The organism is Arthrobacter sp. 05T410 (assembly GCF_056396505.1).
Genome location: NZ_JBFTLP010000026.1, coordinates 1 through 24,964, shown reverse-complemented (window position 1 = coordinate 24,964; position 24,964 = coordinate 1). Strand labels below are relative to the sequence as shown.

General features: G+C 62.3%; 21 protein-coding genes and 2 pseudogenes. 9 read left to right on the top strand and 14 right to left on the bottom strand.

Annotated features, from left to right (window positions below):
• The first annotated feature begins 198 nt into the window (after positions 1 to 198).
• The gene (locus tag AC1DFR_RS20115) at positions 199 to 1,722 is read left to right on the top strand and encodes a glycoside hydrolase family 43 protein (protein ID WP_476872154.1); all 1,524 of its coding nucleotides are present in this window, start codon (positions 199 to 201) and stop codon (positions 1,720 to 1,722) included.
• 134 nt (positions 1,723 to 1,856) lie between these two features.
• Here the strand turns inward: AC1DFR_RS20115 and AC1DFR_RS20110 are convergent, their stop codons facing one another.
• Positions 1,857 to 2,618, bottom strand: coding sequence for an HAD hydrolase-like protein (locus AC1DFR_RS20110; protein ID WP_476850816.1), 762 nt, complete (start codon positions 2,616 to 2,618; stop codon positions 1,857 to 1,859).
• Between the two features lie 75 nt (positions 2,619 to 2,693).
• Here AC1DFR_RS20110 and AC1DFR_RS20105 point away from each other — a divergent pair, with 75 nt between their 5' ends.
• Positions 2,694 to 3,161 (top strand): Lrp/AsnC family transcriptional regulator, encoded by a 468-nt coding sequence (locus AC1DFR_RS20105; protein ID WP_476850815.1) that lies wholly within the window; start codon positions 2,694 to 2,696, stop codon positions 3,159 to 3,161.
• A gap of 10 nt (positions 3,162 to 3,171) precedes the next feature.
• Here AC1DFR_RS20105 and AC1DFR_RS20100 read toward each other — a convergent pair.
• From AC1DFR_RS20100 to AC1DFR_RS20090, 3 genes and pseudogenes are all read right to left on the bottom strand, one after another.
• Positions 3,172 to 3,276: pseudogene (locus AC1DFR_RS20100) on the bottom strand (lyase family protein); the annotation flags it as partial.
• Positions 3,277 to 3,381: 105 nt separating this feature from the next.
• Positions 3,382 to 4,794 carry an aldehyde dehydrogenase family protein gene (locus tag AC1DFR_RS20095; protein ID WP_476872153.1) on the bottom strand — a complete coding sequence of 471 codons (1,413 nt, stop codon included), beginning with the start codon at positions 4,792 to 4,794 and terminating at the stop codon, positions 3,382 to 3,384.
• A complete protein-coding gene (locus AC1DFR_RS20090; protein WP_476860515.1) occupies positions 4,787 to 5,839 on the bottom strand; it encodes a homoserine dehydrogenase in 1,053 nt (350 codons plus the stop codon). The genes AC1DFR_RS20095 and AC1DFR_RS20090 overlap by 8 nt, the downstream gene beginning before the upstream one ends.
• A 299-nt stretch (positions 5,840 to 6,138) precedes the next feature.
• Here AC1DFR_RS20090 and AC1DFR_RS20085 point away from each other — a divergent pair, with 299 nt between their 5' ends.
• The 3 genes from AC1DFR_RS20085 to AC1DFR_RS20075 all read left to right on the top strand — a co-directional run bounded on the left by AC1DFR_RS20085 (position 6,139) and on the right by AC1DFR_RS20075 (position 9,661).
• Positions 6,139 to 7,578 (top strand): amino acid permease, encoded by a 1,440-nt coding sequence (locus AC1DFR_RS20085; protein ID WP_476850812.1) that lies wholly within the window; start codon positions 6,139 to 6,141, stop codon positions 7,576 to 7,578.
• Between the two features lie 81 nt (positions 7,579 to 7,659).
• The gene (alr, locus tag AC1DFR_RS20080; protein ID WP_476874303.1) at positions 7,660 to 8,823 is read left to right on the top strand and encodes an alanine racemase; all 1,164 of its coding nucleotides are present in this window, start codon (positions 7,660 to 7,662) and stop codon (positions 8,821 to 8,823) included.
• 37 nt (positions 8,824 to 8,860) lie between these two features.
• Positions 8,861 to 9,661, top strand: a complete 801-nt coding sequence (locus AC1DFR_RS20075) for an IclR family transcriptional regulator (RefSeq protein ID WP_476850810.1) — start codon at positions 8,861 to 8,863, stop codon at positions 9,659 to 9,661.
• Here the strand turns inward: AC1DFR_RS20075 and AC1DFR_RS20070 are convergent.
• From AC1DFR_RS20070 to AC1DFR_RS20060, 3 genes are read right to left on the bottom strand one after another with little or no spacing between them, the layout of a single operon-like run.
• Positions 9,658 to 10,434 (bottom strand): IclR family transcriptional regulator, encoded by a 777-nt coding sequence (locus AC1DFR_RS20070; RefSeq protein WP_476858244.1) that lies wholly within the window; start codon positions 10,432 to 10,434, stop codon positions 9,658 to 9,660. The two genes, AC1DFR_RS20075 and AC1DFR_RS20070, sit on opposite strands and share 4 nt — an antisense overlap.
• Before the next feature lie 32 nt (positions 10,435 to 10,466).
• Positions 10,467 to 11,219, bottom strand: coding sequence for a cyclase family protein (locus AC1DFR_RS20065; protein ID WP_476874302.1), 753 nt, complete (start codon positions 11,217 to 11,219; stop codon positions 10,467 to 10,469).
• Positions 11,216 to 11,665: a hypothetical protein gene (locus tag AC1DFR_RS20060; RefSeq protein ID WP_476858242.1), complete on the bottom strand. Its 450-nt coding sequence runs from the start codon at positions 11,663 to 11,665 to the stop codon at positions 11,216 to 11,218. The genes AC1DFR_RS20065 and AC1DFR_RS20060 overlap by 4 nt, the downstream gene beginning before the upstream one ends.
• A gap of 324 nt (positions 11,666 to 11,989) precedes the next feature.
• Between AC1DFR_RS20060 and mmuM the strand changes: the two genes are divergently transcribed.
• A complete protein-coding gene (mmuM, locus tag AC1DFR_RS20055; protein WP_476874301.1) occupies positions 11,990 to 12,994 on the top strand; it encodes a homocysteine S-methyltransferase in 1,005 nt (334 codons plus the stop codon).
• A 784-nt stretch (positions 12,995 to 13,778) separates the two neighbouring features.
• On the opposite strand, the gene AC1DFR_RS20050 is transcribed toward mmuM, so the two are convergent.
• The 4 genes from AC1DFR_RS20050 to AC1DFR_RS20035 form a co-directional block, all read right to left on the bottom strand.
• Positions 13,779 to 14,738: a carbohydrate kinase family protein gene (locus AC1DFR_RS20050; RefSeq protein ID WP_476874300.1), complete on the bottom strand. Its 960-nt coding sequence runs from the start codon at positions 14,736 to 14,738 to the stop codon at positions 13,779 to 13,781.
• A gap of 121 nt (positions 14,739 to 14,859) precedes the next feature.
• Positions 14,860 to 15,654: an ATP-binding cassette domain-containing protein gene (locus tag AC1DFR_RS20045; protein ID WP_230011630.1), complete on the bottom strand. Its 795-nt coding sequence runs from the start codon at positions 15,652 to 15,654 to the stop codon at positions 14,860 to 14,862.
• Positions 15,651 to 16,697 carry an ABC transporter permease gene (locus AC1DFR_RS20040; RefSeq protein ID WP_476858240.1) on the bottom strand — a complete coding sequence of 349 codons (1,047 nt, stop codon included), beginning with the start codon at positions 16,695 to 16,697 and terminating at the stop codon, positions 15,651 to 15,653. Before AC1DFR_RS20040 ends, AC1DFR_RS20045 begins: the two co-directional genes overlap by 4 nt.
• A 114-nt stretch (positions 16,698 to 16,811) precedes the next feature.
• Positions 16,812 to 17,930 (bottom strand): substrate-binding domain-containing protein, encoded by a 1,119-nt coding sequence (locus AC1DFR_RS20035; RefSeq protein WP_223917292.1) that lies wholly within the window; start codon positions 17,928 to 17,930, stop codon positions 16,812 to 16,814.
• A gap of 164 nt (positions 17,931 to 18,094) precedes the next feature.
• Here AC1DFR_RS20035 and AC1DFR_RS20030 point away from each other — a divergent pair, with 164 nt between their 5' ends.
• The 3 genes from AC1DFR_RS20030 (at position 18,095) to AC1DFR_RS20020 (ending at position 22,352) form a co-directional block, all read left to right on the top strand.
• Positions 18,095 to 19,093, top strand: a complete 999-nt coding sequence (locus AC1DFR_RS20030; RefSeq protein WP_476874313.1) for a LacI family DNA-binding transcriptional regulator — start codon at positions 18,095 to 18,097, stop codon at positions 19,091 to 19,093.
• Between the two features lie 54 nt (positions 19,094 to 19,147).
• Positions 19,148 to 19,441, top strand: coding sequence for a putative quinol monooxygenase (locus tag AC1DFR_RS20025; protein WP_028275207.1), 294 nt, complete (start codon positions 19,148 to 19,150; stop codon positions 19,439 to 19,441).
• A 286-nt stretch (positions 19,442 to 19,727) separates the two neighbouring features.
• Positions 19,728 to 22,352, top strand: a complete 2,625-nt coding sequence (locus tag AC1DFR_RS20020; RefSeq protein ID WP_476874299.1) for a GH32 C-terminal domain-containing protein — start codon at positions 19,728 to 19,730, stop codon at positions 22,350 to 22,352.
• 459 nt (positions 22,353 to 22,811) lie between these two features.
• On the opposite strand, the gene AC1DFR_RS20015 is transcribed toward AC1DFR_RS20020, so the two are convergent.
• From AC1DFR_RS20015 to aspA, 3 genes and pseudogenes are all read right to left on the bottom strand, one after another.
• Positions 22,812 to 23,105 (bottom strand): winged helix-turn-helix domain-containing protein, encoded by a 294-nt coding sequence (locus AC1DFR_RS20015; RefSeq protein WP_476874298.1) that lies wholly within the window; start codon positions 23,103 to 23,105, stop codon positions 22,812 to 22,814.
• Positions 23,106 to 23,174: 69 nt separating this feature from the next.
• Positions 23,175 to 24,476, bottom strand: a complete 1,302-nt coding sequence (locus AC1DFR_RS20010) for a dicarboxylate/amino acid:cation symporter (protein WP_476874297.1) — start codon at positions 24,474 to 24,476, stop codon at positions 23,175 to 23,177.
• A gap of 150 nt (positions 24,477 to 24,626) precedes the next feature.
• A pseudogene (aspA, locus tag AC1DFR_RS20005) lies at positions 24,627 to 24,964 on the bottom strand (aspartate ammonia-lyase); the annotation flags it as partial.

The following is a 24,964-nucleotide window of genomic DNA, read 5'->3' as shown; positions in this document are numbered from 1 at the left end:
CAATTGGTGCAACGCTCTGGACCATGCAGCGGCAGCGCTGAATGACGTGGCGTCCCCGGCTGTGATGCGGGTGTGAGGCAGGGAAGGTGTTCCAACCAGTGAAAGTCCAGGTGGGACTGCAAGGCGGGACATCCTAGGGTTGAAATTCCTCTACTCCCGCAGACCGGGTAGTCAATGCCAGCAACGGACGGAGCCCCATTGGTTGACACTGCAGCCGAGCAGGTTCGGCAAGTAGCATCTCCCGCAGCCATCACACCGGTCATTCCGGGTTTCCACCCTGACCCCACAATCTGTCGGGTCGGCTTCGACTATTTCCTGGCAACGTCGAGCTTTGAGTACTTCCCCGGAGCGCCGATCTTCCACAGCCGGGACCTCGTAACTTGGGATCAGATCGGGAACATCCTCACCCGGCGGAGCCAGTTCGCTGTTGGGGACGGGCGTCCTTCAGGCGGGATCTTCGGCTCAACGCTCAGGCATCACAACGGTGAATTCTGGTTCGTCACCACGAACATGAGCGACTTCGGTGGCGGTCATTTGCTGTTGCGGTCCAAGGAGGCTGCCGGCCCGTGGAGTGACCCGGTACAGATACCGGGAACGCTGGGCATCGACCCGGATATCGCGTGGGACAGCGACGGAAGTTGTTACCTCACCTGGGTGGGGTTCGGCCCCGGCGAGCATGAGTCCGGTATCGTCCAGGCGCGGCTGGATCCCGACGCTGGCCGCCTCTTGGAATCTCCCAGGAAGGTGTGGCAGGGAACAGGGCTGGCCTACCCGGAGGGGCCGCACCTGTATGAGGCGGGCGGCTGCTGGTATCTGGTTTTGGCCGAAGGCGGCACGGAACGCGGTCATGCCGTCTCTGTCAGCCGTGGCAGCAGTCCCGCAGGTCCTTTCGAACCGCATCCGAACAACCCCATCCTCAGTCATCGCAGCATGGCGGCGCCCGTCCAGAGTGTCGGCCACGCGGACCTGGTCGAAACGGTCGATGGTGATTGGGCCGCGGTCTATCTCGGTGTTCGTCCCCGAGGCGTTGTTCCTGGCTTTCACGTCCTGGGTCGAGAAACTTATGTTGCGGGTATCTCCTGGGACCAGGGTTGGCCGCGGTTCGATGAGGACCGTTATCAGGTTCCCGTCGTCGGGTCTTCGTTTATTGATGATTTCTCCTCCGACAGCCTTCACCCGCGGTGGATTTCACCCGGCCAGGACCCCGCTTCGTTTACGGCCGCAACCCCCGAAGGTCTCCTTATCGGGCAGAGCCAGACGGGCAGCGTTCCCATCTTGGCAACCAGGGTCCTCGGACACGTTTGGGCTGCACGCGCGTCGGTTCTTCTCTCGGGTGACGAGGCGGTCAGGTTCCTCCTGAGGATGGACGACTTCCATTGGTATGGCATCGAAGCCTCCGGACGCCAAATCCGGGTCGTGGCCCAGATCGGACCCCTTCAGCAGGTGGTAGCGACAGCGGAAATCGACCCAGCACCTGGACCATTTCAGCTGGAAATCGCATGCAACGACTCACCCTTGGCGGGCCAACCGGGCATAAATACTGGGCCGGACGAAGTCACATTGGGCTTTCGAGAGCACGGCGAGCTGACGACGCTCGCGCGGATGGACGGCCGGTGTCTGTCCACAGAGGTCGCCGGCGGGTTCACCGGCCGCGTTGTCGGACTGGCGGCAACCAGCGGCAGCATTATCATCGAACGGTTCGAATACAACCATCACGATTAGCGCCGCTCGAGTTCGTCCATCCCTGAGAGTCTCCGGCCCCATTTAGGGCACGATTGCGCCCTCCCAGCCAGTGCGGGAGCTCCACAGTCGGGGAGGAATGCGTGCGAACCCTAAACGCCGGCTTCGACGGCTCGTCAAACAGTGGAATGTGAATGACTGCTGGTCGCATTCGTGGACTCATCGCACGAGGGATGCTGCGCGGCTGACCGCCGGCGGTTCTCCAGGATCAGTGGCAGAAGGGCCGCAGGGGAGGCAGCAACGGCGGCGGCCTGCGAGGCTTCCTCGGCCTCGCCGTATCCCCAGAGTGCGAATATTGTGGGGATTCCGTGTATAGCTGCTCCCGCGACGTCGTAGCTTCGGTCTCCGACCATTGCGGGACTGGAGATGTCTACGCCTGTGGAATGGAGCCGAAGCAGCAATTCGGCGATGACGTCTGCCTTGCTCGCTCTTCCCTCACTATCTGACGCTCCGCATACGGTGATGAAGTGGCAATCAATTCCGAACATTCGTGCCAGTCTTTTTGCTTGATCTTCAACCTTGGATGTGGCTACGGCCATCGGAATGCCGGCCGAATGTAGGCGTTCGAGTAGATCGATGATCCCGTCGTAGGGGCTGGACTGTTCGGCGCCATGATCGGCGTACGCTTTGCGATAATGTTGGAGGGCCTTTTGGGCCGTCTTTTCGTCCAGTTGTGAGACTGTTCTGAAGGACTCGATCATGGGCGGACCAACGAATCGGCGCAGTATGTCCATGCTGGGGACCGGCGCGCCCACAGCTGCCAATGCCTGTGCAGCACTTGTTGTAACGCCCGGCGCTGAATCCAGGAGCGTGCCGTCCATGTCGAACAAGATGCAGCTAATGCCAGTGAGAGACGGCCGGGCTTGATGAAGTGTCATTTTTTCGAGGCTTTCGGTCTTGAAGTTGTTTCCGTTCCGGTTGGGTCCGGGGGATTATTGCTGTGAAGGGCAGGCATGGATCGAGTGAGTCTTGATCAGATTGATCAGAGGATTCTTGCGGAGCTTACGAAGAACGCTCGCATGAGCCATGCAGAGCTGGCGACCAAAGTCCTCCTTTCGAGGAACGCTGTGCGCCAGCGCATCGAGCGGATGGAACGGCAAGGGTATATCCAGGGGTACACGATTGTTGCCGGCCCTCCGGGCCAGGGCCCGGTGTCCGCCTTCCTGATGGTTTACAGGAAGGACCGGGTTCGGGGGGCGGACGTCATCTCCGTGTTGCGGTCGATTCCCGAGGTGGTTCTGTGCGATGTCGTGAGCGGTGACTTTGATCTTCTGGTGAGGCTCGAGGCCCGGTCGCTGGAGAGGGTGCAGGAGATCTGGGAGCAGATCGCTGCTATTCCCGGAGTCACGGACACGGTGACAGCCATGACGCTTTCCAGTTTCATCAGGCGGGGCGCCGGAGGTGCCCGCGCCACGGAGTGAAAGTGATCCCGCTGATGGTGAAGTTCTCCAAGGCCCGGGCGGTGTGTGCTCCCCAATAGGCTGTGGCCGGAAAAGGAACGCTCCCGAGCGAATCCGTCTCGATGCGGGTGGCCATGGTTTTCTGTCCTCCGTGTGGAAGTTTGGGTGGTGCGCAGTTTTGTGCCGGCTGCCCGGAGGAACTGGAGGGGCGCGGGCCCTCGGCCGCGCCCCTCCAGTTCGATCAGTTCTTGATGCAGATGACTTTGGGCTGGGTCATCTCCTCATACGCGAAATGGACGCCCTCCCTGCCCATGCTCCCGTACTTAGCCCCGCCGAATGGCATGCCGTCGAACCGGTAATCAGAGGAATCATTGATCATGACGCCGCCTGCTTCGAGCTGGCGGGCCGCATCCATGGCCCTGGCCAGGGAGTCGGTGAATATGCCCGCATGAAGACTGAACTCGATGGCATTGGCGACGTCGATGGCCTCTTCGAAGGTGTTGAATTTACGAAGCATGACCACAGGGCCGAAAACCTCCTCCCTCCACAGGCTGCTGTCCGCCGGGACGGCTTCCAGGACGGTCGGCTGAAGCACATTGCCGTCCGTGACGTTGCCTGAGAGCAGGACGGCGCCGGCGTCGAGGGCCACGTCCAGTTTGGACTGGAGCTCCTGCAATGCTGTGGGGCTGATCATGGGTCCGACATCCGTCTGTTCATCCATTGGATCCCCGGCAACCAACCGCGCCGTTGCCTCCAGGAAGCGCTGGCGGAACGCGCCGTACACTGGGGCGGCTACGAGGATCCGCTGCACCCCCACGCAGTTCTGGCCGGCAGCCCAAAACGCTCCGGAGACGCAGGATTCCACGGCCTTCTCGATGTGGGCATCGTCCAGGACGATCACGGGTGCGTTTCCGCCGAGATCCATGGAAAGCTTCTTCAGGCCTGCGGTGCGGGCGATACTCTCCCCAGTGGAGAACCCCCCGGTGAAGGACACCATTCGTACGTCCCGGGACCGAATGATTTTTTCGGCCACGTCCCGGTCGCCGTGAACAATCGTGAGGGCTTCCGGCGGGAGGCCGGAGCTCACGAGGGCGTCCGTGAGCAGCTGGGCTGACAGGGGAGTCAATGCAGAGGGTTTGAGGATCACGGCGTTTCCTCCGGCGATTGCCGGGCCGATCTTGTGTGCCACCAGGTTGAGGGGGTCGTTGAAAGGAGTGATCGCGGCAATGATGCCCAGTGGTTCGCGCGAGTACCAGCCGGTGCGGTCCTCTGAGCCCTCGTACGAGTCAAAGGGTATGACTTCGCCTGCGTTCCGGCGCGCTTCGGTAGCGGAGAGGCGGAGCGTGTTGACCGCGCGCATCACTTCCTTCCGTGCCTGGCGGATCGTTTTCCCGGCCTCGGACACAATCGTTTGCGCGAACTCCTCGCTGCGCTGCTCGATCTCCGTTGCGGCGCCGTCCAGTATCTTCCCGCGGGCGTTGCGGGACAGTGCCCGTGCCTTCCGGGCGCCGACGCGGGCCGTTTCGATCACGGCTTTGCCGGCGGTGGCCTCGGTCAGCGAAACCGCGCCGACCACTCTGCCGTCGTAGGGGCTCATCACGTCGCGGAACTGCGGCAGCGCCGTTTCCGTCGAGCACAGCGTTGATTCAGACATTTGCGGCTACTTCCGTCCTGGCTGCGTGCATTGCGATGATGTCAGAAAGCAGGGCGTAGGCGGTCTCCACACGGCCGGCTCCCGGTCCGGAGACGGTTACCGGGCCCAGAAGGTCGGTGTCGAAGGACACGGCATTGGTTGCGCCGGAAACGCCGGCCAGCCCATGGCCGAGGGGGAGCGCTACGGGGGAGACGCCTGCGGTCACTGACCCGTCCGGGTTCCGCCGCGCTGAACCCACGAGCTTCCAGCGGCGTCCCTCGCGGGTTGCCTTCTGGATATTCTCCGGCGTCACTGTCGAAATCCCCGCCCGCTGAACGTCCTTTAGTTCGATGCCTGCGTCGAGCAGCTCGTTGGCGAGGATCAGTACCTTGAGCTGAACGTCGTATCCCTCGATGTCTGCTGCGGGATTGGCTTCGGCGTAGCCGCGTTCCTGTGCCTCGCTGATGGCCTCTTCGAAGTCCAGTCCGGATTCCATCCGCCCGAGCACATAGTTGCTGGTGCCGTTGAGGATGCCTTCGAACCCGTTCAGCTTCAGCCCCGCGAACATTTTCTTGGCCAGGCGGATGACAGGAGTGCCGCTCATGACGGCACCCTCGAATTCGAAGTGCACGCCGTTCTGTTCGGCCAGGGCGGTCAGTTCGGCGCCGCGGAGGGCAACCGGGCCCTTGTTCGTCGTGCAAACGCTCTTGCCGGATTCGAGGGCCCAGCGTACGTGCGAAACTGCTGGCTCGCCGTCGTCGGGATTCGTGAACGTGGCCTCGCAGATGATGTCGGCGGTGCAGTCACGGATAACTGATTCGTTATTGGTGTCCGCGGACCCGCCATGGGCGGCGAAGGTTTCGCTTCCACCGTCCAAATTGAGTGCGATGCCGAGGTCGATCCCCTCGGGCTGGACCAGCGAGCCGAGACGCAGGTCGGTGATGGCGACGACACGCAGGCCGAAGCCCAGCTCGGAACGGAGTGTGTCACCGCGTGTTGCGACCAGTTCGGCCAGCGTCCTGTTGACGCCGCCGAAGCCGATCAGCGCAATGTCATAGGTGGTCATGGTGCTCCTTAAGTCAGATACATCGGTCCTCCAATGCTCACCGCATTCCATGTCCGTCAGTGCATGTCATTGTGACCGAACAGCAGGGCGAACTGACCATCTGTACGCCGATTCGGCAGCAGCGCCTCGAAGTAACTTAGGTGCAACATAAGCATGTTGAAATGTTTTTAATGACCCAAAGGCCGTTTTCGTGTTACTTTCATCACTACCGCCACTTCACAGCCCGAGGCGCCCTGTCCCAAGCCGGGGCGATGTGCGCATCTTTCGCATCAGACCTATCCACTCACCGGGGAGAAACCATGGAACCCTCATCACCTGTCCAGCTAGACACACAACCCACGTTGCCCCCGTCGACCGACTCCGGGCTCCGGCGGTCCATGGGGGCACGCCATCTGGTCATGATCGCCATGGGCGGGGTGATCGGCTCAGGGCTGTTCCTGAGCTCGGGCTACACCATTTCCCAGGCCGGACCGCTCGGCGCGGTCATCGCCTACCTGATCGGCGCCTTCGTTGTGTACCTGGTTATGGCCTGCCTCGGCGAGCTTGCCATCGCGTATCCGGTCTCAGGCGCCTTCCACATTTACGCGGCGAGGTCGATCGGGCCGGCCACAGGGTTCGCCACGGCCTGGCTCTACTGGCTCTGCTGGGCAGTGGCCATCGGATCGGAGTTCACTGCCTCCGGTCTCCTCATGCAGCGCTGGTTCCCGGATGTTGACGTCTGGGTCTGGTGCGTCATCTTCGCCTCGGTCCTCTTCGGATTCAATGCAGTTTCCTCGAAGTTCTTCGGCGAGTCCGAGTTCTGGTTTGCCATCGTCAAAGTCGGCGCCATCGTGGTCCTCATCGTTCTTGGTGGCGCGGCGTTGTTCGGCATCCACCCGCTCAGTGAGGGAGGCAGCCACCCGTTCATGTTTGAGAATTTCAACACCTCCAGCGGCCTCTTCCCCAACGGTTTCAGCGGCGTCCTCGTCACTGCACTTGCAGTGTTCTACGCCTTCTCCGGCTCGGAACTCATCGGTGTGGCAGCGGGCGAAACAGCTGACCCCGCCACCAGCATCCCCAAAGCGATGCGCAGCACAGTGATCCGCCTGCTGATCTTCTTCGTCGGGGCAATCGCTGTCATCGCAGCTACCATCCCTTTTGATCAGGTAGGCCTGGATGAAAGCCCGTTCGTGACTGTCTTCTCATCCATAGGCATTCCTTTTGCCGCCGACATCATGAACTTCGTCATCATCACCGCCCTCCTCTCCGCCGGAAACAGCGGCCTCTTCTCCTGCGCACGGATGCTCTACTCCCTTGCCGACGAGGGGCACGCCCCCCGGGCGCTGAAGAAACTGACCCGGGGCGGTATCCCCCTAATCGCGCTTTCAGTCAGCATGCTCGGAGGCCTTGCGTCGCTCATCAGCAGCGTCGTTGCGCCCGAAACGGTCTACCTGGCTCTCGTTTCAGTGGCAGGTTTCGCCGTCGTCGGGGTCTGGATGTCCATCACCGCCTCGCACTTCTTCCACAGGAGATCCTTTGTCAAGAACGGCGGCGATGTCGCCGCCCTTGCCTACAAGGCCCCGCTGTTCCCGCTGGTGCCCATCCTGGCCTTTTCGCTCTGCCTAATATCGCTCATCGGCATCGCCTTTGACCCGAATCAGGTGGCAGCCCTCTATTTCGGAATCTCTTTTGTTGGTGCCTGCTACGCCTTCTTCTACTTCAAATACGGGCGTAAGGCGCGCGCAGACCAGCTGTCCTGACGCCATCATCAACCATCGTCTTCTCAGCTTCGTGGCCGGGGTCTTTCTTTCCCGGCCACGAGGCTGTTCAAGGGATAAACCATGAACTCACAAGGCCTGATGCAACACGTGCGCAGTTCGGTCCAGGACGCCGGCAGCTGGCTGGAGATTGACGCCGCCGCTTTCGAATCAAACGTCCGGACCCTCCTGTCCATGATCGATGACCGCGCACTGTTGTGCGCAGTGGTTAAGTCCCATGCCTACGGGCACGGAGCTGACCTCTTACTCCCGTCCCTTGTTCGTCTGGGCGTTCCATTCATCGGAGTAGGAAGCAACGAGGAGGCAGCCATTGCACGCCGCTGCGGTTTTGAGGGCCGGATCCTGCGTGTCCGTGCCGCGGCGCCGCAGGAGATCAGAGCAGGCCTGCGTCACGACATCGAGGAACTTGTCGCCGACCCGCAGAGCGCGTGGGAGATACACAAGATCGCTGCCGCGGCTGGGAAGGTGGTCCGCATCCACCTCGATATCAACTCTTCCGGGATCAGCAGGCACAGCCTCGACGTCTCATCCTCGCTTGGCCGGGCATCCGCGGTAGGAATCGTGAGCCACCCGGGGCTTCAACTGGCCGGGATCATGACGCATTTTCCCAAGGACGACGACGGCCATATCGAAACGACTCTTCTGCGGTTCCAAAGCCAGGCGTTGACACTGCTTCAATTGACCCGAACTCCCCGGGATGAAGTGCTGCTCCACTGCGCCAATTCATACGCCGCCCTGCACGTCCGCGGCTCGTGGCTGGACATGGTCCGTGCCGGGGCAGTCCTCTACGGCGATTCGGAACCTTCAACAGCGCACTTCCAACGGTGTTTGGCCTTCAAAGCCCGGATTGCGTCCATTAATAGCTATGCGGCAGGCACTAAGGTCGGCTATGGGCTCACCCACACCTTGGACCGCAACTCCAGGCTGGCTTCAGTGACAGCGGGTTACGGAGATGGCTACCGGCGGGCACTGGCCAGCCAAGGCAGCGTACTTGTCCGCGGCCGACGCGCTGCCATAGTCGACATCGTTTCGATGAATTCCATGGTTGTCGACGTCACCGACGTGGCGGGAGTTTCCCCTGGAGACGAAGTCGTGCTGTTCGGGCGGCAGGGACGGGCAGAAATCGCTCCCGCAGAGCTGGAAGCAGCGAATTCAGCGATACTCGCTGACCTCTACACTGTGTGGGCGCAAGGAAACCGCATCCTGGTCAACAATGAAGACATGTGAGAATAGGCGTAGTCATCGGGCGGAAGGAGCACGGAGCATGGATTCTTCCTCGGAAGCGTCGTCCATGGCCCAAGGACTTCGAATAGTTCGGCTGGTCGCAGACCGGGAGAAGCAGGGCAGGCGGCTTCTCGGCGTTTCCCAGCTCGCATCCGAGTTGGATATGGAACAAAGCCGCGTCTCACGGCTGACGCAGGAATTGTGTGAGCTGGGACTGCTGGAGCGCGTCGATCGCGGTCCCTTCCGAACCGGTCCACGTTTTTTCAGCCTGGCCGCAGCGCTGAATACCGGCTGGGTCCGCGAATCAAGAACCGAACTTGAGGCTTTAGTGGCTTCTTTCGGCCTTAGATCCAGAGTTTCCGTTCGTGATGGCTTCCGGGTCGTTCTCCTGCGGGCCTCGAGTAACGATGCGGTACCCGGCAGCTTCGTGAAACCCGGCATGGTGACGCCCGTGTGGTGTACCGGCTCCGGACGGGCCTTGCTGTGGGACGACCAACAGCCGGCCATTGAAGTCCTTCTCCAGGATGTCAACTTTATCGGCGTAGGCGGTCCGGGGGCGGCCCATTCGCCGCAAGAAGTCGCCGAACTGATGGACCGGGACAGGGCGCGGGGCTTCATTGTCGCGGAGGAAGAATTCGAGCACGGAATCTACGAACTGGCCGTTCCGGTCCGCAACGCTGAAGGATCGATTCTTGCCGCGCTCAGCGTCCTCGGCAGCCGGGCCGAGATCAAACCCAGCACCAATGACATTGCAAAGGCCCTTACGGCAGCAGCCGAGCGGCTGGGGTCCTTTGAGGGCCGTCCCCGGGACAACGCGGTCCGGAAGGGCCTTGCCAGCTAGAGCCGGTTCTGCGGCGCCGCGTGACCCAGCGTTGACTCAAGCCACTTTCCCCAGGACACGAGAGCCGTGGCGCATAGCTCCAGGCGCGGCTCCAAGCGTGTCTTGGCGCCGACGACCTGAAGCGCTGCCACCACATCGCCCTTGAAGTCGCGAATCGGAACGGCCAGCGAGTAAAGTCCTGGTTCGGCTTCCTCGTCGACAATGGAGTACCCCCGTGCCCGCGCCCCGCGCAGTCGTGACAGGAAGTCCTCGACGTCAAGCGGTGTATTGGGGCCATGGCGCACGAAAGGTACGCCGGAGAAAATGGTTCGGACCTCGGCGTCCGAGGCTTCCCACAGCAGGGCCTGGCCGGCATCGCTACAAAACGCCGGGTAGGGCCGGCCCAGCCACGAACCGACCATGTTGCTACTTGCCGGAACACGCTCACCGATGGTGACAGTACTGTTTCCGCTCATAACTCCAAGGAAGCATCCTTCGTTAGTTTCACCGGCCAAGCCTTCCAGAGCGGTTACGCCGTCGGTCTGCAGCCGTTGCTCTGTCAACAGCTGTGCGTCTGTCAGGAGCGACCAGTTCATTGTGTAGGACCGATGGTCTCCGCGTGCCAGAAACCCCTCCTGCTCGGCGGTCCGGAGACTGCGCGAAACCTGGCTGCGGTCCCTGCCCAGATCGGCTGCTATATCAGCGACCGTTCCGCCAGACAGGCCTTCTGCGTTGCGGGAGCCCACAGCGAGGACAGCCATGATTCCCCGGCCCATGCTGGACGTCTTAGACATGGATCCGATTCTAGTCACTGCACGAACGTGTCTTAGTGGATGGCGAAGACACGGGCTGGAAAGCCGCTGCCTTGCAGTGGCTTAGGCCAGCTTGCAATGAGGATCGCGCCGGCTTCTGGAAGTCCGTCCAGGTTCGCCATCAGCTCGATCTGCCACCGGTTCCGCGCCAGGACATAGGTCTCCAAGGTGAAATCCTGGCAGGACGTAGCCCGCCCCGGGTCTGTGTCCGTCTGCTCGTGGCCGACGGCAGTTACCGACCGCTCCTCGATCAGGAAGGAGAGGACTTCCTGCGACCAGCCAGGTGTGTGGCTGACACCCTCATCGTCCCTGTTTGCCATGGCGTCGGCGTCGGGCCAACGATGGCTCCACCCTGTCCGCAACGCCACAAAGGACCGCGGTGCGATGGCACCATTGCGGCGCTCCCATGCCTGAATGTCCTCCATCGTGGGAGTGGCGTCCGCATTTACGGTGACCCGGGCGGTGATGTCGAGGATGACCAGTGGGAGGACCATGTCCTCCACAGGAATCTGGTCCAAGGTCCGTCCCCCGCGGATGAAATGCGAGGGAGGGTCAACGTGCGTACCCCATTGGCCGATGATCGAATACCGGTGAGCGGTGAAACCGTCGCCTTTCTCCAGGTCGAAGACCGCCTCCCTGATTTCGTCGGGGAAGGCCGGGAAATGCGGCTGGCCGGGGTGGAAGGCGTGCGTCAGGTCGGTGAATGACCTGCCCGCCAGCAACGCCTGCAGACCGTCCCAAAGTCCAGCTGTGGTGGCTTCAATCATGATGCGGCCTCGCTCTCAAAGAGTGCGGGAAGGGCTGTGCTGGAGACGCTGACCGGGCCTGTCAGTTCGATGACCGGTACCTCCCAGGGATGGATATCCACGATGTGCTGCAGGAAGCGTTCCACGGCGGCGTCAGGGAGCGCCGCATCGAAATACGTCGTGAAGACAAAGGTAGGCGAAATTGTCCGCTGCCCCACCTGCCCCAACGTAGGGTTAGCGCCTTCAGTGCAGGTGAAACCCTCGAAACCCAGGCCGGATTCAAATACATGCCTGTAGTTGCCAAAATCCCCTAAGTCGGTGGATTCCGACGAAGCCTGGAGCAGGGCCGCGATGCCGGCTTCATCTTTGAACGCTTCTGCGTCCCCCGTGGCGAGCCGCGAGAAGGTTTCCGAAGCTATAGGCCAATGCACGCGCAGCTTGCGGACTGATTTCATTGCAATTTTCAAGGGAAGCCTCTTCCTGGGCAGTTCGCAAAAGGTGTCAGAATGCCATATTGGCAGAGAGTGATGTTCATTACAAGCATGAATATATGCTTATTACGCACAATTTTGAGAGGTGTTCGCGTTCACTCGGCACATCCGCCAGCCTTTGGGCGTGACTGAGCCGCGGAACACCGGTTGCTGCAAGCGGCTGCTGACCGTCATCTGCAAGCCCCGGGCTGCACTGCTCTTTTTGGCACTCCACGTTGTGCTACCTTGCATTGCCGGGCCACGAGGCGCCGCAACTGCCCCGCAGGAAAGAACAAACCGAAATGCTTGGAGCCCTGAACGATGCCCAGTACCATCCTTTCCCGCATGCTCAACGCCGGAGCGAACCTGACCGTGGACGGTGCGCTCGCCACCGAGCTTGAAGCGCAAGGCTGCGATCTGGAAGACCCTTTGTGGTCGGCTAAAGTCCTTCTGGAGCAACCGGAACTGGTCAAGCGCGTACACCACGATTACTTCCGCGCCGGAGCCACTGTCGCCATCACGGCTAGCTATCAAGCCACACCCCTGGGATTCGCGCGCCGCGGCATCGGCGAGCAAGCGGCCTTGGAACGGGTGGCATTGAGTGTGCGCCTGGCCGACGAGGCACGCCGCGAGTACCTGGCGGAAAACCCGGATGCGGGCCCCCTGCTTGTTGCAGGATCGGTCGGGCCCTACGGCGCGTACCTTGCCGATGGATCGGAATACCGGGGCGACTATGTCCTCAGCCGAAAAGAGTTTTTGGAGTTCCACCGGCCCCGAATCGCATCGCTGGTGGAGGCCGGAGCGGACTTTCTTGCCTGTGAGACGCTGCCTTCATTGCCGGAGGCCGAGGCCCTGTTGGCACTCATGAAAGAGTTCGACGTCGAAGCCTGGCTCTCCTTCACGCTACGGGATGGCGGCCACATCAGCGACGGTACGCCGCTGGCTCAGGCGGCAAAGCTCTTGACGGCAGAGCCGCTCGTGGCGGCTATCGGCGTGAACTGCGTGCCGCTGGAGCTGGTCTCCCCATCGCTGGAGGCCCTGGGCAGAGCCACTGATACGCCCCTGATCGCATATCCGAATTCGGGCGAAAGCTATGACGCAGTCACCAAAACGTGGGGGCCGGCCGCGGCGAGCCCGTCGGGCCCCGATAGTAAACAGCCCGCAAGCCTTGCGGAGGGAACGCCAATCTGGCGTGAACTTGGTGCCCGGCTCGTTGGCGGGTGCTGTCGAACGACCCCCCAGGATATTGCCGCCGTGACGGCGCTGTCAGAAAGTTACAAACCTGGATATCGACCGGTTGGTGCTGCTGGCGCAAGGAACTTCTGACGCGTCACGAACTTGGCCTCTACGCAGTTAACCTGAGTGGCGATGTCCCCTATTGAGTAACGATGTAACGGGATCTGTGCAGCAGCACCGATGCTTCTCCACACGGAGCACCGAAACCGCCATCCCAACTGTGTATTAACCCGCCATTCTCAGCCCACAGTCACAGATTCACACCTAGGGAAGTTCTCGCGGCGGGGGAGGGGACGTAACGTGTCGCGCTTCAGGACCGGCTTGCGGACACATCTGACGGGCAGTTGCGCAGCTCCTGAGGCGCGCAAAGAAGGGCCGCGCCCCCTGCGGTCTGGGATGTGGCTGGTGGCCGGAACGCTCTGAAACGGCGAATTTGCGGTGTGTGTACATTGTCCACACTTCCGCCTTCGGATCGAGTCGTATGTGGGTCGGATCGGGCCGGACCTCGCATGTTCCCGGGGGAGTCCAGTGTTCATCCATCCCTGGATTCGCGGTTTTCGCCATGACTGCCAGAGCGTGCTCTACCACCACCCCGGCTCGTCTCTATTTCTCTGGCGTGTCGTCAGACAGTGGCATCGAGGGCGATGAGCGGCCGGGCGTGAGTGGTCGGAGGCGAGGGCGCCGGTCGCCGTCGTCGGAGATATCCGGCGTCGGACGTCCTGTGCTTTTTGATTCGTTCCGGTGCCGACCGGGTGTCTGCCTAGGGCCTCGGGGGAGCTGACCTGGTCGGACTGAGGATTTTCCGGTCTGGGAGGCGGGCGAGGGTGGCGCTGAAGGAGCGGTATCCGGGACAACCGTCATTTGATTAGGTGGTTCAGGAACCCCCGTATTGGGCACCGGGATGGGCTTCGATTGCGATGTTGAGTTCTTCCAGGGTCGGGGGGTTTGCTCCCGGGCGCTGCACGGTGATGGCCGCGGCTGCAGCTGCGGTGTGTCCAAGCTGCTCCAAGACAGCTGGGGCGAAACCTTCGGTTCCTCGGGTGAGAAAGCCCAGGATCAGGGCGGACATGTAGGAGTCCCCGGCGCCGATGGTGTCGGCAACTTTGGACTTCACGGCGGGAATGCTGATGTTAGCGGCGGGGGTGGTGAATTGTGAGCCGTCGGCGCCTTTGGTGATGACGGTAAGTCCGGCGCCCAGACCGAGGATGTGTGCTGCGGTTTCGTCCAGGCTTTTTTGGGGGTACAGCCAGTAGGCATCTTCGTCGCTGAGTTTGACGACGTCGGTTAGGGGCACGAGCTCTTCGAAGGTGGCCAAAGCTTCCCTGTGGCTGCCGAGCAGGGCTGGACGGATATTCGGGTCATAGGTGATCATGCAGTGTGTGCGGGCTTGTTCGAGCAGGGATTTCACGGCGCCGGCACCGGGATTAAGGAAAGTGGCGATGGATCCGGTGTGCAGGATTTTTGGGAAGTAGGCGGGGGCTGTCGGGGCAAGATCCCAGGAGATGTCGAAGTCGTACTTAGCGGAGCCGTCGGGTCCAAGGGTTGCTGTGGCCGATGCCGTTTTGGTGAGGGATTTTGATCCGGGCAGAAGTATGACGCCTGCGCTGCTGAGGTGGTTTTCGATGGAAATCCCACGCGCGTCCGGGGCGATGGCCGTGAGCAGACCTGTGGTGACGGCGAGGCGGCCAAGTCCGTAAGCGACGTTGGCCGGTGAGCCGCCGGGGTGCTCCACCGTGTCGTGCGACGTGGTGACCACGTCGATCAGCGCTTCGCCTATGACCATGACGTCGAGCGTCTGGTGAGCGTCGTTCCGGGCTGTTGTGAGGTAATCCATGGTCTGTCTCTCGTGGGATGGTGATGATGGGAACTCCCGGTATGGATCCGTCCGCGGACCTGGGGGAGGTCCGCGGACGGAGAAGGGAGCTCCGGTAGAGCGGGAGGGTACTAGCCGGCCATCAGGCGGTGGCTGCGCCGGTCATGATCGCCACTGCGTCGGTCATTGTGTGTGATTGCGGAGTGATGGTGGCAGCGCACTTGCCCAGGCGCTGGATGTGGATCCTGTCCGCTACGTCAAAGACGTGGGGCATGTTGTGGCTGATCAAGATGACCGGCAGGCCTCGGTCGCGAAGGTCCCGGACCAGCTGGAGGACCTGGTTCGATTCCCGGACGCCAAGTGCCGCCGTCGGTTCATCCAGCACAACGACCTTTGAACCGAACGCTGCGGCGCGGGCCACGGCGACAGCCTGGCGCTGGCCGCCCGAGAGGTTCTCCACCGGCACTGTCACGTCCTGCAGGGTGGAGATGCCCAACCTGGTCAGCTCTTCCTTGGCCTTCCGGCGCATACCTTTGGTGTCAAGCATCCGGAACACGCTCCCGAGGAGTCCCGCACGCCTTTCCTCCCGACCCAGGAACAAGTTCGAGGCGACGTCGAGGGCCGGTGAGACAGCGAGGTTCTGGTAAACGGTTTCGATGCCGTGGACCCTGGCGTCCTGCGGCCGCTTGAAGTGCACGGGCTGTCCTGACATGAAGAGCTCGCCGGAGTCCGGGACTTCTGCTCCGGTGAGGCATTTGATCAGGGTTGACTTGCCTGCGCCGTTGTCGCCGATGATCGCGAGGACTTCGCCCGGGTAGAGGTCGAGACTGACCCCGTCCAGTCCCACGACACGGCCGAAAGTCTTGACGAGGTTCCGGGCCTGCAGGATGGGCTCGCGCGTGGCGACGTGGGGGGCTTCAAATTCTGTCGTGGTCATGACTTGACCTTTCGGATCCACTGATCGACGGACACAGCAACAATGATCAGGACGCCCACGGCGAGCGTCTGGTACAGCACGTCCAGCCCGGCGAGCGAGAGGCCGTTGCGGAAGACACCCACGATCAGCGCTCCAAGCAGTGAACCCCAGATGGAGCCGCGGCCGCCGAAGAGGCTGGTTCCGCCGATCACGACGGCGGTGATGGAGTCCAGGTTCAGGTCTACGCCGGCGTTGGGGCTGGCGGCGTTGGTGCGCCCGATCTGGATCCAGGCGCCGGCGGCCAGGACGGCGCCGGCGGCGAGGTAGACGCTCATGAGAACCCGGTTGACGGGGATGCCAGCCAGGCGGGCGGCTTCCTTGTCATCGCCCACGGCGTAGACATGCCGGCCCCAGGCCGTCTTGCCCAGGATGAAGGCGACCGCGACATAGAGCAGGAGCATCATGACGACGCCGGTGGAGATCCGCACGGGGCCGAGCGGGAAGGTGGTGCCGGTCCAGGTCAGCAGGGGAGGCATGGCCGAGCCGCGAACGGTCGCTCCGTTGGAGTAGAGCAGTGTCAGGGCGATGAAGATGTTCAGCGTGCCGAGGGTGACGATGAACGGCGGGAGCCGGAACCTGGTGACCAGGAATCCGTTGAGTGCTCCGGCGGCAAGTCCTACGACCAGGCCTGCGAGCAGTGCAACAGGTGCGGGCAGTCCGTTGTTGACGGCGAGCTGGGCCATGACCATGGAGGAGAGGATCATGACGGCGCCGACGGAGAGGTCGATGCCAGCGGTGAGGATGATGAGGGTCTGGGCGATGGCCAGGGTGCCGACGACGGAGACCTGCTGGGTAATCAGCGAGAGGTTTTCAACCCGCAGGAACCTGTCATTGAGGAGGCCGAACACCACCACCGCGATGAGAAGTACGATGGCGGGACTGAGGGCGGGGTAGCGGTGGAGGATATTGCGTATCCGGCTGAGCGGTGTCTGGCGGTCAAGGAATTCCTCTGCCAGGTCGGCATGCCCGGCGCTGGGCGGGCCGGCGGTCTGTTGCTGGGTCACGATTGGTCCTGATCTTCCGTGATGGTTGCTAGGGGAGGCCCTAGCTCGGGAGATGCGGGGCGGGGAGGCCGATAGCGGGCGCCGGGTCGCCGCCCCGCAGTGAAGCTGGGTGGGTTACTTTCCCCAGCAGATGTCGGAGGCTTGGGTGGTGGTGATGCTCTTCACGCCGTCGGCAGGCTTGTCTGTGACGAGCTCGACGCCGGTGTTGTAGAAGTCCAGCCCCGGTGAGTTGGCCGGCTTCTGGCCGGTCTTGGCGAGGTCAACGATGGCCTTGACGCCCAGTTCGGCCATCTTGACCGGGTACTGCTGGGCCGTGGCGCCGATGACGCCGGACTTGACGTTGTTCACGCCGGTGCAACCGCCGTCCACCGAGACGACCAGCACGTCCTTTTCCTTGCCGGCGGCCTTCAGTGCCTCGAAGGCACCCGCTGCCGCAGGTTCGTTGATGGTGTAGACGACGTTGATGTTCGGGTTCTTGGCCAGGAGGGTTTCCATGGCGGTGCGTCCGCCGTCTTCGGCGCCCTGGGAGGCCTGGCTACCGACGATCTCGTAGTCGCCGCCCTTGCCGCCGGTGTACTTGCCGGTCTTGGCTTCGTCGCCGTTCTTCTTTTTATCCGCGGTGTCGATACCGAGGCCAGTCAGGAAGCCCTGGTCCCGGTTGTAGTCAACCGAGACGACCTTGTCATCAAAGAGATCGACGAGGGCAATCGTCGCTTTTTTCCCGTCCAGCTGAGCTGCGGTCCATTTGCCGATCAGCTCCCCGGCGGCGAAGTTGTCAGTGGCGAACGTGATGTCGGCTGCGTCGGCGGGATCCGGCGGGGTGTCCAGAGCGATGACGAAGAGCCCGGCGTCCTTGGCCTTCTTCAGGGCGTCCACTACGGAGGGGCCGTTGGGGGTGATCAGGATGCCCTTGTCACCCTTGGAGATCGCGTTCTCAATGGCCTGGATCTGGGTGTCCTCGTCGCCGTCAGCCTTGCCCGCAGCGAGCTTCAGGTCCACGCCGCCGGCCTCGGCCGCCTTCTTCGCCCCGTCCTCCATGGCGACGAAGAACGGGTTGGTCGTCGTCTTCACGATCAGGGAGACACCGACCTTGTCCCCTGACGAGCTACCGGTTGATGAGGTGGACGGGGAACTGCCACCACAGGCAGAAAGACTGAGCGCTCCCAGAGTCAGCACTGCTCCTGCAGCGAACAGGCGGGTGGCCGTTGAACGGGGTGCTTTGGAACTCAACATTGAATCTCCTGGTGTTTGAGGCCCTCACTGGCCTCGACAACGATGTCATGTACGATGTAAGCAGCATCACACCGGAGAGTCAATAGATGCAATGAGAAGGAGCGATTTTTTTGACAACGATGTCCAATCGTGGCCAGCCGGCCCTTTCCGCCAGCCGCCCGACGATGCGCCACGTGGCTGCCCTTGCCGGCGTAGGAATTAAGACCGTCTCGCGGGTGATCAATGACGAACCCGGCGTATCGGAAGCCACCCGCGACAAGGTGCTCAGCGCTTCCCGGCAGCTCAACTACCAACTGGACATGGCGGCCGGCAGCCTGCGCCGCGCGGGCAGAAGGACGCTCTCGGTCGGGCTGTTGCTGCCGAGTGTTTCCAACCCGTTCAGCGGCGAGATCAACCGGGCAATAGAAGATGCTCTTGGGGCCAGGGGAATCGCGGTCTTTGCGGCGAGCCTGGATGATGACCCCCAGCGGGAGCAGGACATCGTGGCGGCATTTCTTGGGCGGCGTGTCGACGGGCTCATCCTCACGCCCATCGCCAGGAGCCAGGCGTATGTGATCCCGGAGCATTCCCGTGACCTGCCTTTGGTCTTCATTGACCGTGAACCGGTAGGAGTGGAAGCAGATGCCGTCGTGACCGACAACGCCGCAGGCTCCGCGAGGGCAGCTGCTCACCTGATCAGCCGCGGCCACACCAGGCTCGCCTATCTGGGGGACCGCACCGACATCCAGACCGCCCAGGAACGCCGGCGGGGGTTCATTGAGGAGATCGGCCGGCAGGGAATTCCCACCTCCACGATTCCCGTCCGTGAAAACCTGCACGATGAGGAATCGGCCAGATTGGCCACGTTGGAACTTCTCACCGCTGCCGAACCACCGACGGCGATCTTCTCCAGCCAGAACCTCATCACGTTCGGCGCCATGCGCGCTCTCGGAGAGCTCGGGCTGAGCAAACGCGTGGCCTTGATAGGGTTCGATGACTTCACGCTTGCCGACATGATGGATCCCGGCGTGACAGTCATCGCCCAGCACCCCGAGCGGATCGGGAAGCTGGCAGCAGAGCGGCTCCTGGCCAGGATCGATGGCGACCAGCAGCCCCCGCATACCTATGTTGTCCCGTCTGAGCTCATACAACGAGGTTCCGGTGAGCTGCGCCCTCCGGCCTGACAGGGGTGGCCTCCTGAACTATATTTCGAACCCATCGACCTGAAAGGGATCATGATGACCAAGACCCTGTATGCCGAGTTCACCGTCAAGCCCGGCAGCGAAGCCCGCGTTGCTGAAATGATGCTCGAACTGACCCGGCATGTGCGCCGTGAACCGGGCAACGAGCTGTTCCTTCCCTGCACCCGGGAAGAGAACCCCCGGGAGTACTTTGTCTTTGAGGTCTACCGCGATGAAGCCGCGTTCCAGGAACACATCGGCGCCGATTACGGCGCCAGATTCAACGAGGAACTGGCCCGCCATATCGAAGGCGACGCCTCGGAACTGACCTGGCTTCTGCCGCTGGAATAGCCCTCAGCCAAATCCAGCCGATCCACGGTCGGCGGGAGCTGCTGCGTCCAGGACCCGCGGAGACGGCTGAACGGAGCCGCCTGCCGGAAATAACCCTTCCAGCCCTGCCGCTGGGAGGGAATTTTCTGCTGCCCGCCCATCGCTTCGCCCGGCTCAGCCGCGCGGCGGGCGGCCTCATTCCCGCGCCGCCAAAACCGTTGACTTGTCTGACGGACATCACTTAGTGTCCTTCGCACTGACAACGTTGTCTACCGACGACGCGCGCAACGAAGGGCGAATCAAACGAATGAAGAACACGACCACCCGCAGGACGCATGCCGTTTCTGCACTGACGCTCGCGGGACTGACGCTGGCCGCGGCACTGGCAGGTTCCCTGCCGGCGTCGGCCGCGACGGGCCCCGGGGACGAACCCTACCGGCCGGCCATTCACTACACGCCGGCAAAGAACTGGATGAACGACCCCAACGGGCTCGTCTTCTACAAGGGCGTCTACCACATGTACTACCAGCACAACCCCTCCGGTAACACCTGGGGGAACATGTCCTGGGGCCACGCCACATCGAAGGACCTTGTTCACTGGCAGGAGCAGCCGCTGGCGATCTCCACCGATGCAGAGCAGGACATCTTCTCCGGCAGCGTCGTCGTGGACAAGGACAACACGACCGGTTTCGGTACGAAAGAGAACCCACCGCTGATCGCGATCTTCACCAGCGCCTACAAGGACGCCTCGCCCCACCGCGGCCTGCAGGCGCAGTCCCTGGCCTACAGCCTCGATGACGGCCAGACCTGGACCAAGTACTCCGGCAATCCTGTACTGAACCGAAACTCCGCCAACTTCCGTGACCCTAAGGTCTCCTGGTACAACAAACCCGGCGGCGGAGGCTACTGGCTCATGACCGCGGTCGAAGCCCAGGATCACAAGGTCGTCCTCTACAAGTCCGCCAATCTCAAGGACTGGACCGCCCTGAGTGAATTCGGACCAGCCAATGCCACCGGCGGGCAGTGGGAATGCCCCGACCTGTTTCCCCTCGCCGTGGACGGCGACCCGAAGAACGTTAAATGGGTCATGGTCGTCAACATCAACCCCGGAGGCGTGGCCGGCGGCTCCGCTGGCCAGTACTTCGTGGGCAACTTCGACGGCACCACCTTCACCTCCGAAACCACCAAACCCGTGGCCACGCCCCCTCCCGGGAAGGTCCTGGCCGGATTCAACGACGGAACTTACAACGGCTGGACCGTCAACAACGAGCCAGGAAACTGGAAGAACGGCCCATTCGGCAGCACTCCGGCAAACGGAGCCCTTCCCGGCCAGAGCCCCGTGACCGGCTTTGACGGCAGTGGCCTGATCAACTCCTTCAACGACGGCGACTGGCCGCTCGGGTCCATGCAGTCACCTAACTTCACCGTGACCGACGACTACCTGAACTTCCTCGTGGGCGGTGGCAAGCACCCCCGCGTCTCCGACAAGCTGGACAACACCCCGCCCGAAGGGGAGCTCAAGTTTGACGGCTTCGAGGTTCCCGCCGGGACATCGCTGGCCGACACCGGCTGGACCGGGACCGGCGACCTCACCCCCAACTTCCAGCCCTCCACCAGCGGCGGGGACTTCTACCTCGGGGCCAAACGGATCAACACCTTCGAGACCGGCACCGCACCGGGCGATGACCGGCAGGGCACCCTGACATCACCGGAATTCCCCATCACCAAGAATTTCATGAGCATGCTGGTCGGCGGCGGCAACCGCTCCGCGGACTCCGGACAGATCCTGGCCGCCCAGTTGCTCGTCAACGGCAAGGTGGTCCGCTCCCTCGCAGGAGACAATTCCGGAATCCTGAACTGGAAAGGCTGGGATGTCGCCGAGTTCGCGGGACAGAATGCACAGTTGCGTGTAGTTGACCAGGCCACCGGCGGGTGGGGACACCTGACCCTTGACCACGTCATGCTGACTGACGGCCCGGCCGTTCCCCGGTCTGACGAGGAATCGGTAAACCTCGTGGTCAACGGACAAGTGGTCCGCACGGCCACCGGAAACGACAGTGAAAAGCTCGACTGGGCATCATGGAATGTCAAAGAATTCGTTGGCCAACAGGCACATATCAAAGTGGTCGACAATAACCGATTCGGTTGGGGCCACATTCTCGCGGACGACTTCATGCTCTCCTCGAAACCGGCACAGTCGGCCCTGGAGACCTATGACTGGCTGGACTACGGACGCGACTACTACGCCTCCGTGTCCTTCGGCAACATGCCCGATAACAAGCGGGTCATGCTCGGCTGGATGAACAACTGGGACTACGCCAATGACATCCCCACCAGCCCCTGGCGCAGCGCCATGGCACTTCCCCGCGAAGTCAACCTGACCACGACTTCTGACGGCCCTCGCCTCACCCAAAGCGCTGTCAAGCAAGTGGAACAGTTGGGCGGGAAAGTCTCCTATCAGGATAAGAAGGGCGGACCGATTCCCGCCGGGACACACCAGTTGCCGGCTTCAGCATCGGGCCAGGTCCAACGAGTCGACATCACCTTCGCGCCGGGCACGGCCAAGAAATCCGGCATCACCGTGCTGGGCGATGGAGCCGCATCCACCGTCATCGGCTACGACGCCACGACCGGGAAGCTCTTCGTTGACCGCACTAACTCCGGCAACACCGCGTTCCACCCGTCCTTCGCTTCCATAGAGGACGCCCCCGTCACCCTGGACAAGAAGGGCTACGTCACCCTTCGGGTCTACCTCGACCGCTCCTCAGTAGAGGTCTTCGCCCAAGACGGTCTGCGGACCATCACCGACCAGGTATTCCCCAACGCCGGAGCCGACAAGATGGCCCTCTTTGCAGAAGGCGGTACCGCCCAACTCAAATCACTCACCGTGACACCGCTTGAAAAGGCAATGTTCCTGGCTGAAAAGAAGTGACCCCACCCGCCGCCTGACGGGCTCCCCAAGGAGCTGGAACTGCAGGGATTGCGCCCGGTATTGCGCCGGGCTCAATCCCTTCAGTTCGTCCATACCCCGGCGGCCGAAACATCAAGCGAAAGCCCCAGAGCAGCGCGCTCATTTGGAGGAGTTCACGCACTGCGGGGTTGGTGAGTGCCATGGCGAGCAGGAGCAGTGCCGGGACGGAGCGAAGCTTGGTGTGCTGCTGTCCGGCTTGGCGGTATATAGCGTCAACCAGTTCTTGGTGCTGCGGGTTTCGGGTCGTTGGGAAGGTGCCAGTTCGCCGGGGGCGTCCGGGTGTTCGCCCCGGACGTGGCGCCCGCCCAAACTGCGAGGTTGGTCGGGGGCGAGGACATGAGATTCCGGCCGTAAAGACACGGCGGACGACGGCGGGAGGTCCCGCCGTCGTCCGCAAGAGTTGCAGTCAGCGCTGTCCGGCTAGGAGGCGGGCTCCGTCTTTCCAGGGGCGAGACCGTAGAAGGGCGTGAAACGACTCCTGGCACCGGGGGAAATGTTGGAACGGACGATCGAAGCGCTCTCCAGCGCTGCCAGATGGTATCTGACTGCGCCGCGCGAGGACGCGATGCCGTCGCTGATGTCAGCTACTTTGCTTGCCCCATGGCTTTCCAGGTAGTCGATGATTTTTGATCTGATCGGAGTGTTTCTCGCTCTTTTCGTCCGCTGAATGCGGTGCACGTCCGTCGGGCTCTGGAGGTCAAAGTCAGCGGTCATTGGCCATGGCCTTTCATCCGGTGTGAGGGTAGGTTCGCAGGTTTGAAAATTTGGCCGAGCGGGATCCGGTCAGTGCATCGGAATACGCTCAAACTCCCTGCTGTCTTCAGTGACCTGCGCATCCTGGGAGGCTTCCGGGCGTGACGCTTCGAGGAGGGACGTGGACTTGTCGTGGTTCCGGCCGATGACCGCGGTGGCGATGGCATTTCCCAGGATGTTGGTGGCGGTGCGTCCCATGTCCAGGAGTTGGTCGATCACCAGCAGGACACCAATTCCGGCGGCCGGGATGCCGAAGGCAGGGACCACGGCGGCTACGACGACGAGTGACCCGCGTGGAACGCCGGCCATGCCCTTGCTGCTGAGCAGGAGCATTGCGGTCATCGCGATCTGCTGGCCAAGGTCCATGTCGATGCCGTAGGCGTTGATCAGGAAGACCGACGCGAAGGTCATGTACATCATGGAACCGTCCACGTTGAACGAGTAACCCAGGGGCAGCACGAAACCGGTGGTGCGCTTCTCGATGCCGAACTTGGTCAGGCCTTCAATGAGCTTGGGCAGGGCGGCTTCACTGCTGGAGGTGGCGAACGCGATGACCATGGGTTCGCGCACTATCCGTACCAGTCGGAAGGCGGCCCGTCCGAGGAAGGCGACGGCGACGCCGACCATGATGACCCACAGGGCCGAGAGAGACACATAGAACCCGCCGATGAACGACGCGTAGGTGGCAAACGCATCGAGACCTTGGGAGGTGAAGGCCGCTGCGATGCCGGCGAAAACGCCGACGGGTGCCGCCAGCATCACATACCCGGTGACCTTCAGCATGACGCCCATCAGTTCGTCGATGGCATCGGCTATGGAGGAGCGGCCCTTCTTCCGGAGGTTCAGGAGGGCGATGCCGAAGAGGGCGCCGAATACGAGGATCTGAAGGGGGTTGTTTTCGGTCAGTGCGGCGAAGACGCTCGTGGGGATGATGTGGGTGATGAACGCCTGGTAATCGAGGGGCTTCGTTTCCATCCCCGCGTCGCCTCCCGGCATCAGGTGGAGCCCGTCACCGACGTTGAGTACATGGGCCGTGATGAAGCCGAACGCGCCCACCAGGACGGAGGCGGTCAGGAACCAGATCATTGAGCGGCCAAAGAGCTTGCCCACCCCGGCGGATTTGGCTGCTCCTGCGATGCCGGAGACGAGGGTGGCGAAGATCAGCGGGGCAATGATCATTTTGATGAGGTTCAGGAACATGTGCGTCACGGTGTCGAGGACCGCCACGACGGATTCGCGTGTGTCCACCGGCAGCAGCCAGTGGAAGAGCAGGCCGCTGAGGATTCCGAACAGGAGCGCTGCCAGGATCCACATCGTTGATTTGTTTTTCATAGTCAGTCCTTGGGTAGAGGCCGGGTTGGTGGCCCGGTGCTGGAACGGTCCTCGTCATCGAGTTCCGTTTTCTCTGTAGTCGGTCGGGATTTTGGGCGCGACGGCGTGCCCCTTGCTCCCTGGTCGGGCGGGGTCGTCGGTCTGCGGAGGCTATTGGGTGAGGTTGGCCAGGCGGTGCGGGCTGAGGAGCTCGGTGAGCTGCTCGTCGGTGAGCAGGCCGTGTTCGAGGACTAGTTCCGCGACGCCCTTGCCGGTGGCGAGGGCTTCCTGGGCGATGGCCGTGGCTGTGGCGTAGCCCAGCTGCGGGTTCAGGGCGGTGACGAGGCCGATGGATTGTTGCACGGTGAGGCGAAGGTGTTCGGTGTTGGCGGTGATGCCCCGGACGCAGCGGGCCGTGAGGGTGCGGCACGCGGCTTCGAGGTGGGAGATGCTCTTGTGGAGGCTGTGGACGATGATGGGTTCGAAGGCGTTGAGCTGGAGCTGGCCGG

Bases quoted from the DNA above. Each gene is read 5' to 3' on its own strand.
- AC1DFR_RS20075 (WP_476850810.1), top strand. From the start codon at position 8,861: ATGGATTCTTCCTCGGAAGCGTCGTCCATGGCCCAAGGACTTCGAATA.
- AC1DFR_RS20050 (WP_476874300.1), bottom strand. From the start codon at position 14,738: ATGGATTACCTCACAACAGCCCGGAACGACGCTCACCAGACGCTCGAC.
- AC1DFR_RS20025 (WP_028275207.1), top strand. From the start codon at position 19,148: ATGACCAAGACCCTGTATGCCGAGTTCACCGTCAAGCCCGGCAGCGAA.
- AC1DFR_RS20030 (WP_476874313.1), top strand. From the start codon at position 18,095: ATGCGCCACGTGGCTGCCCTTGCCGGCGTAGGAATTAAGACCGTCTCG.
- alr (WP_476874303.1), top strand. From the start codon at position 7,660: ATGAACTCACAAGGCCTGATGCAACACGTGCGCAGTTCGGTCCAGGAC.
- AC1DFR_RS20085 (WP_476850812.1), top strand. From the start codon at position 6,139: ATGGAACCCTCATCACCTGTCCAGCTAGACACACAACCCACGTTGCCC.
- AC1DFR_RS20015 (WP_476874298.1), bottom strand. From the start codon at position 23,105: ATGACCGCTGACTTTGACCTCCAGAGCCCGACGGACGTGCACCGCATT.
- AC1DFR_RS20010 (WP_476874297.1), bottom strand. From the start codon at position 24,476: ATGAAAAACAAATCAACGATGTGGATCCTGGCAGCGCTCCTGTTCGGA.
- AC1DFR_RS20110 (WP_476850816.1), bottom strand. From the start codon at position 2,618: ATGACACTTCATCAAGCCCGGCCGTCTCTCACTGGCATTAGCTGCATC.
- AC1DFR_RS20065 (WP_476874302.1), bottom strand. From the start codon at position 11,219: ATGATTGAAGCCACCACAGCTGGACTTTGGGACGGTCTGCAGGCGTTG.
- AC1DFR_RS20090 (WP_476860515.1), bottom strand. From the start codon at position 5,839: ATGACCACCTATGACATTGCGCTGATCGGCTTCGGCGGCGTCAACAGG.
- AC1DFR_RS20035 (WP_223917292.1), bottom strand. From the start codon at position 17,930: ATGTTGAGTTCCAAAGCACCCCGTTCAACGGCCACCCGCCTGTTCGCT.
- AC1DFR_RS20020 (WP_476874299.1), top strand. From the start codon at position 19,728: ATGAAGAACACGACCACCCGCAGGACGCATGCCGTTTCTGCACTGACG.
- AC1DFR_RS20045 (WP_230011630.1), bottom strand. From the start codon at position 15,654: ATGACCACGACAGAATTTGAAGCCCCCCACGTCGCCACGCGCGAGCCC.
- AC1DFR_RS20105 (WP_476850815.1), top strand. From the start codon at position 2,694: ATGGATCGAGTGAGTCTTGATCAGATTGATCAGAGGATTCTTGCGGAG.
- AC1DFR_RS20070 (WP_476858244.1), bottom strand. From the start codon at position 10,434: ATGTCTAAGACGTCCAGCATGGGCCGGGGAATCATGGCTGTCCTCGCT.
- mmuM (WP_476874301.1), top strand. From the start codon at position 11,990: ATGCCCAGTACCATCCTTTCCCGCATGCTCAACGCCGGAGCGAACCTG.
- AC1DFR_RS20095 (WP_476872153.1), bottom strand. From the start codon at position 4,794: ATGTCTGAATCAACGCTGTGCTCGACGGAAACGGCGCTGCCGCAGTTC.